Source organism: uncultured Mucilaginibacter sp., assembly GCF_903913935.1.
GTDB lineage: Bacteria > Bacteroidota > Bacteroidia > Sphingobacteriales > Sphingobacteriaceae > Mucilaginibacter.
This window is the reverse complement of record NZ_CAIWNH010000328.1, coordinates 1-5858: the sequence shown is the minus strand read 5'-3', so window position 1 is coordinate 5858 and position 5858 is coordinate 1. Positions and strand designations below refer to the sequence as shown.

The following is a 5858-nucleotide window of genomic DNA, read 5'->3' as shown; positions in this document are numbered from 1 at the left end:
TCACAGCACTTTGATTAGTTGAATAATATTTTAACCCGATAATGTCGTTGGGGATGGTTTTACTATTCCATTCATGATGGATACTCAATGCTGCCCCAACCGCTGAAGCCTGCGCCATTGAGGCGGCAAATACCTCCATTTGCGGGAATGCTGCAGCTAATAAATTCATATAAATACTATTTTTACTAAAACCACCGTCCACAAAGATTCTTTTTACCGCTGAGTTTTTTAATACAAGGTTGGTGGATAATGCCTGTAATTGCACCATATCAATCATTAACTGGTGGTAAGCTTCCAGATCGTTTTTAAAATAGGAAAGATCCCGCATCTTAAAAACAGATTCTTTACTAATGGTGTCGCTATTTTGAAACACTACCGGCCTTGTTTTGATATGTTTAATTATTTCCGGGTTAAAGTTAATACTTCGGTACTTAATTTCATCTTCATTAAAATGTTCTGCAATACGTTTTACCATTTGCTCGTATTCAAAGCCTGAAAATAGCCTGGATGCCTTAACCGGCTTGCCCTGGAATTGTAGATAGCTTAAACAATCGTTTTTAAGCTCTCCGGCCGTCAATGGTGAATTGTTAAACGGATTCAGGCTGATACACCAGGTTCCCGTTGAAATTAACACAAATGGTTCATGGAAATTAATCAGGTAGGGTATAAGCGCCGCCGAACTATCATGAAGGCCTATGCCTACTTTGTAATTATTGCCGGGGAAAAGCGCCGGCGAAACTGCATCAGACGCAACGATTGGTGCAAGTTTCGTAGAAATATGCTCATGCTGCACCCATTCGTGGTACCCGTTTTTCTGAAAGTCCCATAATCCGGTATGGCAACCTATGCTCGTCAGGTCAGAATACGCATTGCCGGTAAGTGAAAAACTTAGATATTGCGGTAAATGCAGGGCGTATTTTACTTTACTAAACAGGTCGGGTTTTTCTCGCTTCAGCCGGTACATCTGTAGGCCGGAGTTTAAACTGCCTAACACAGGTGAAGCCGTTTCAAGGCTGAATTTATCCGGACCACCATAGGCCTTGTAAAATTTATTACTTAGCTCTTCAGGGTAGGGTTTTAGGTAATTATACAAAGGCGTTAAAGTTCGCCCATCTTCATCAATATAAACAAGACTTGCGCCATAAGCCGAAAAGTTGACTGCTTTTACGCGGAATTCTTTCATCTGGAAAACCTCACTCAATGAGTCGAATACAGACAGGCGCAAGATTTCCTGGTTCTCGCAAGGGAAACCATCTTCATCAACTGTCTCAATAAAACGCGCCGACTTTTCAAAAACGATCTCGTAATTTTCGTTGAACAGGAATAGTTTTTTATTGGTTTTTCCAACATCAAATATGGCTATAACCGGAATCGCACTCATCTTTTTCAATAATTTACAAACCGGTTGCCACCGTTTTCGTCCCGCGTTCCTTAATCAAATTAGCCCTTACGTTCAAACTTCTGTATGTTCCCATAGGATCTAGTGCGCCTCCTGCAAGCAGAGTTGCTTCGGAAATAAGGGGCCTTACATCTGTCCGGTAGGCAGCTTGCAGTATTTCCTGTGCTGTGGTTACGTCATTGTTGTTTTGTGCAGTTACCAATGCATTTTTATCAACCAATAGTGCCTGCGCGTACGCTATTTTTATGGCCTGTACCGATTGTAAAAGATCTTCGATCGGGTCTTTAACGTTGTGTGAAGCATCAATCATCCATCCGATGTCGGTAGCGTGGTTCATTTTGCGTGCATCCATGCCTTCTACCAATTCATTAAATATTAAAAACAATTGGTAAGGATTGATACTTCCTACGGTTAAATCATCGTCACCATATTTGGAATCGTTAAAATGAAAACCAGCCAGCTTGCCTTCCATCAGCAATATGGATACGATCTGCTCTATGTTGGTGCCCTGCAAGTGATGGCCAAGGTCAACCAGGGTGCTTGCCTTTGCGCCTAATTTAGAAGCCAGCAAATAGGATTGCCCCCAATCGCCGATGGTGGTAGAATAGAAGTTGGGTTCATAGGGTTTGTATTCAATCCACATTTTCCAGTCGTCCGGCAGGGCATCGTATATTTCCTGCAGACTTTCATGTGTGTTTTGGAAGGCCTTGCGGAAATTTAGCTGCCCTGGGAAATTTGAACCATCAGACAACCAAACCGACAATGCTTTTGAGTCAAGCTGAACCCCGTATTTAATTACTTCGATATTGTGTTCGATAGCTTGTTTGCGCACCGCTTTATCCACATGATGCAATGAACCATATTTATAGCTGAGTTTTTGATTGGGCTGATCCTGAAAAGTATTGGAATTAACCGCGTCAAAATGCAACCCAACTTGTGAAGCTAAAGCCTTAATCGAAGCGGCATTTTCAGGAATATCCCATGGAATATGCAGCGAAATAGAATTGCTCGACCTGTTTAAGGCATGAATAACACCCACATCCTCAATTTTTTCTTCCAGGTTTCTGGGTTCGCCGCCACCCGAAAAGCGCCCGAAACGGGTGCCACCTGTGCCTAATGCCCAGCTGGGTATGGCGATATTAAACGCGCCCAGTTTTTGCAGCACCGTATCCAAATTGGCAACATCTGCGGCCACAACTTCAAACCGGCGCTTGTGCGTTGTTAAATCCTTCTGGTTGATCTCGTCTATTTTATATTTTTCTATCTGCATAATTGGTTTATTGGTAGTCAGGGTAAATAAAAAACTTCTTTCAACGGTTGGCTTATGGGCGAATGATCAGGATAGGTTACCATGATATCGCTCATATAGGCCCACCATTTTTGCATAATGGACTGAGCAGGTAAACTATCCAGTTGAGTTGTGTCTTCAGCTTTTAAAAATCCAAAGAGACTGTTGGTTTCCGGGTCTAAAAAGATCGAATATTCATAAATGCCTGCCTGTTTTAACAACGCAGTTAACTCCGGCCAAATTTCATCATGACGTTTTTGATATTCAACCTCATTCCCGGGTAGTAACCTCATTTTAAATGCTACGCGATCCATATTTAAAAGTTCTAAACTATCTCACAAAGCCAGCCGATACGCCGCCGTCAACATTGATTACATTTCCGGTTGATTTATTCAGTAAACCGCCGGTTAAGGCAAAGCAGGCGTTGGCTATATCTTCAGGTAAAATAACTTCGTTTAGCAATGTACGTTTTGCATAATAGGCAGGCAATTCTGCTACGGTTATGCCATAGGCTTTTGCCCTTCCTTCGGCCCAGCCGCCTGCCCAGATATTACTGTCGCTGATCACGGCATCGGGGTTGATTACATTTACTCTGATCTTATCCGCTCCTAATTCGGCTGCATTCAGCCGGCTTAAATGCAGTTGTGCGGCTTTCGCACTGCCATAGCCTGCATTGTTGGGGCCGCTTACCAATGCGTTTTTGCTAACGATGTTGATGATGTCGCCGCCGATATCCTGCTTCTTCATCACCGCAACAGCTGCCTGTGTAACCAGGAACTGGCCTTTTACCAATACATCATACAACAAATCCCAATCCTTTTCCGTGTGATCGGCAATTGACTTGGAGATGGATAAGCCCGCATTGTTCACTATCAGGTCAACTCCGCCGAAGGCTAAAATAGCGGCTGCAATAGCTTCCTGGATCTGGCTGCCATTGGTAACATCTAATATAGCGGTAGTATAGGCGTCCTTGCCGAACTTCTTTTTGAATTCTTCGCCCGCTGCCTCCAAACGTTCAGTATTCATGTCATTTAAGACTACAACAGCGCCTTCTTCAACTAATTTTTTGGCGATGGCTTTCCCGATTCCCCCTGCGCTGCCGGTTATTAAGGCAATTCTTCCGGAAAGCGCTTTTGGTTTTGGCATGCGTTGCAATTTTGCTTCTTCCAGCAGCCAGTACTCAATATCAAAGGCTTCCTGGCGCGGCAGCGATGTGTATTCGCTGATCGCCTCGGCGCCTTTCATTACGTTGATGGCATTGATATAAAATTCCGCGGCCACACGGGCTGTTTGCTTGTCTTTGGCGAAGGTAAACATGCCTATACCGGGGTATAAAATAACTACCGGGTTTGCATCGCGAATTGCAGGACTGTTGGCATGTTTGCAGGTGTTGTAGTATTCGCTGTACATTTTTCGGTAATCCTCAAATGCGGGCGCTAATTTTTCTTTTAACGCTGTTACATCGGAGAGGTCGTCACCGGCTTTAAGCGATAAAACCAGCGGACTGATCTTGGTACGTAAAAAGTGATCCGGGCAACTGGTGCCCATAGGTGCAAGGCGTTGCAGGTCGTTTGAGTTGATGTATTCCAAAACGCGCGGATCATCGGTAAAGTGACCGATCATTTTTGTTTTTGAGGAGCAAAACCCGCGTAATACCGGTGCAAGCGCTACCGCTTGTTTTTTGCGTTCAACCTCGTTGAGGCTTTGGATTTTTGTGCCGCCAAATACCGGCCCCTTTTTGCCGTAGTTTTGTTCAAGGTATTCGGCACACTTTTCTATAACTTCAAGGGTGTTGATGTAGCTTTCATAAGCAGTATCTCCCCATGTAAATAAACCATGCGAACCGAGCATGATCCCGCGAATCCCCGGGTTGGTATCAAGGCACTCCCTTAATTGTAAACCAAGGTCAAATCCAGGACGTTGCCAGTCAACCCAGCCAATCGCCCCGTCAAAAAGATCATGTGTAATTTGCTTACCATCTTTTGCTGCCGCGATAGCAATAGCCGCGTCGGGGTGCAAATGGTCGATATGTTTAAAAGGTAAAAAGCCATGCAGCGGCGTATCAATTGATGGCGCTTTTGAATTCAGGTCGAATATGCTGTGGTTAAATAATTCCACCATTTCATCCTCAAATTCTATTCCGCGGTAAACGTTTTTCAGACTTCTCAGTCTATCCACATATAAAGCCGCAAGCCCGCTTTTTTTCAAAGTGCCGATATCACCGCCTGAGCCCTTTATCCACATTACTTCAACTTCTTTCCCTGTTAACGGGTCTTTATCCATTACCTTGCATGAGGTGTTTCCGCCGCCGTAATTGGTTAAACGAAGATCTGCTCCCAATAAATTGGAGCGGTAGATCAGCAATCCCACTTCGTCACCCGCTAATTCCGCAGCTTTGGCATCGTCCCATAAATAACTTACGTGTTTATATTGTGTTGTATTGGCAGACATGATATGAATTTTTGATTTATTACTTATTACTTGTTTTAACTTGAGCGACCTCGTCGCCTTTTATTGAATTTCCTTTTCCTACAATGATCACTGATAGTATAATAACGGCGATTCCCGTAATTACTGTTGCGAGCGCTTTTTTACTTACGCCTTTCCATTCGTTTAGTATCAACCCCCACATATTCGCTATCAGTATAATAAAGGCCATGTGCAAAATCCACGAACTGGCGCCATTGCCCAGCCTGCTTTCGCCCATACCATAAAAAAAGAATTGCAGGAACCATGTTGTACCAGCCAATGCCGAAAAGATATAGTTTTTCAAGAGTGGCGTTTTTGGATCGGTATAATTACCAAATGTTTTGTTGCGGGCATTCAGGATCATACACCAGATAAAATTGGTAGTGAGCCCGCCCCATAAAATAACCACATAGGTTACGTTGTTTTGATAGAGAAAATTCCCCTGGCCATGGTGTGCCGCCATCCAAACCGTATTTGCAGTGTCGGCCATTGTTTTACCGGCTTCGATACCGAAATTAAAACAGGCGCTCAATACCCCCGACACAATAGCCACAAAAATACCCAGGCCAAACCGGTAATCCTTATTGTCTTCAACGTCAGCTTTACCTGCGGCGAGTTCTTTTTCTTTCATCGTCCCGGCTTTGCCGCAAATAATTATTCCTATTACACAAACGGAAATCCCTATCAGCACTAATTGCCCCC

5 protein-coding genes are annotated in these 5858 nt (G+C 43.9%); all 5 read right to left on the bottom strand.

What is annotated here, in order from left to right; all coding sequences use genetic code 11:
• Positions 1-1381 (bottom strand): FGGY family carbohydrate kinase (locus QZY09_RS12975; protein WP_295673011.1); only part of this gene is annotated, 1381 nt, incomplete at its 3' end.
• A gap of 13 nt (positions 1382-1394) precedes the next feature.
• On the bottom strand, positions 1395-2669 hold the full coding sequence (locus QZY09_RS12970; protein ID WP_295673010.1) for a sugar isomerase: 1275 nt from the start codon (positions 2667-2669) through the stop codon (positions 1395-1397).
• Between the two features lie 17 nt (positions 2670-2686).
• On the bottom strand, positions 2687-3001 hold the full coding sequence (gene rhaM, locus QZY09_RS12965) for an L-rhamnose mutarotase (RefSeq protein WP_295673009.1): 315 nt from the start codon (positions 2999-3001) through the stop codon (positions 2687-2689).
• A gap of 16 nt (positions 3002-3017) precedes the next feature.
• On the bottom strand, positions 3018-5138 hold the full coding sequence (locus QZY09_RS12960) for a bifunctional aldolase/short-chain dehydrogenase (protein ID WP_295673006.1): 2121 nt from the start codon (positions 5136-5138) through the stop codon (positions 3018-3020).
• Between the two features lie 19 nt (positions 5139-5157).
• Positions 5158-5858 (bottom strand): L-rhamnose/proton symporter RhaT (locus QZY09_RS12955; RefSeq protein ID WP_295673004.1); only part of this gene is annotated, 701 nt, incomplete at its 5' end.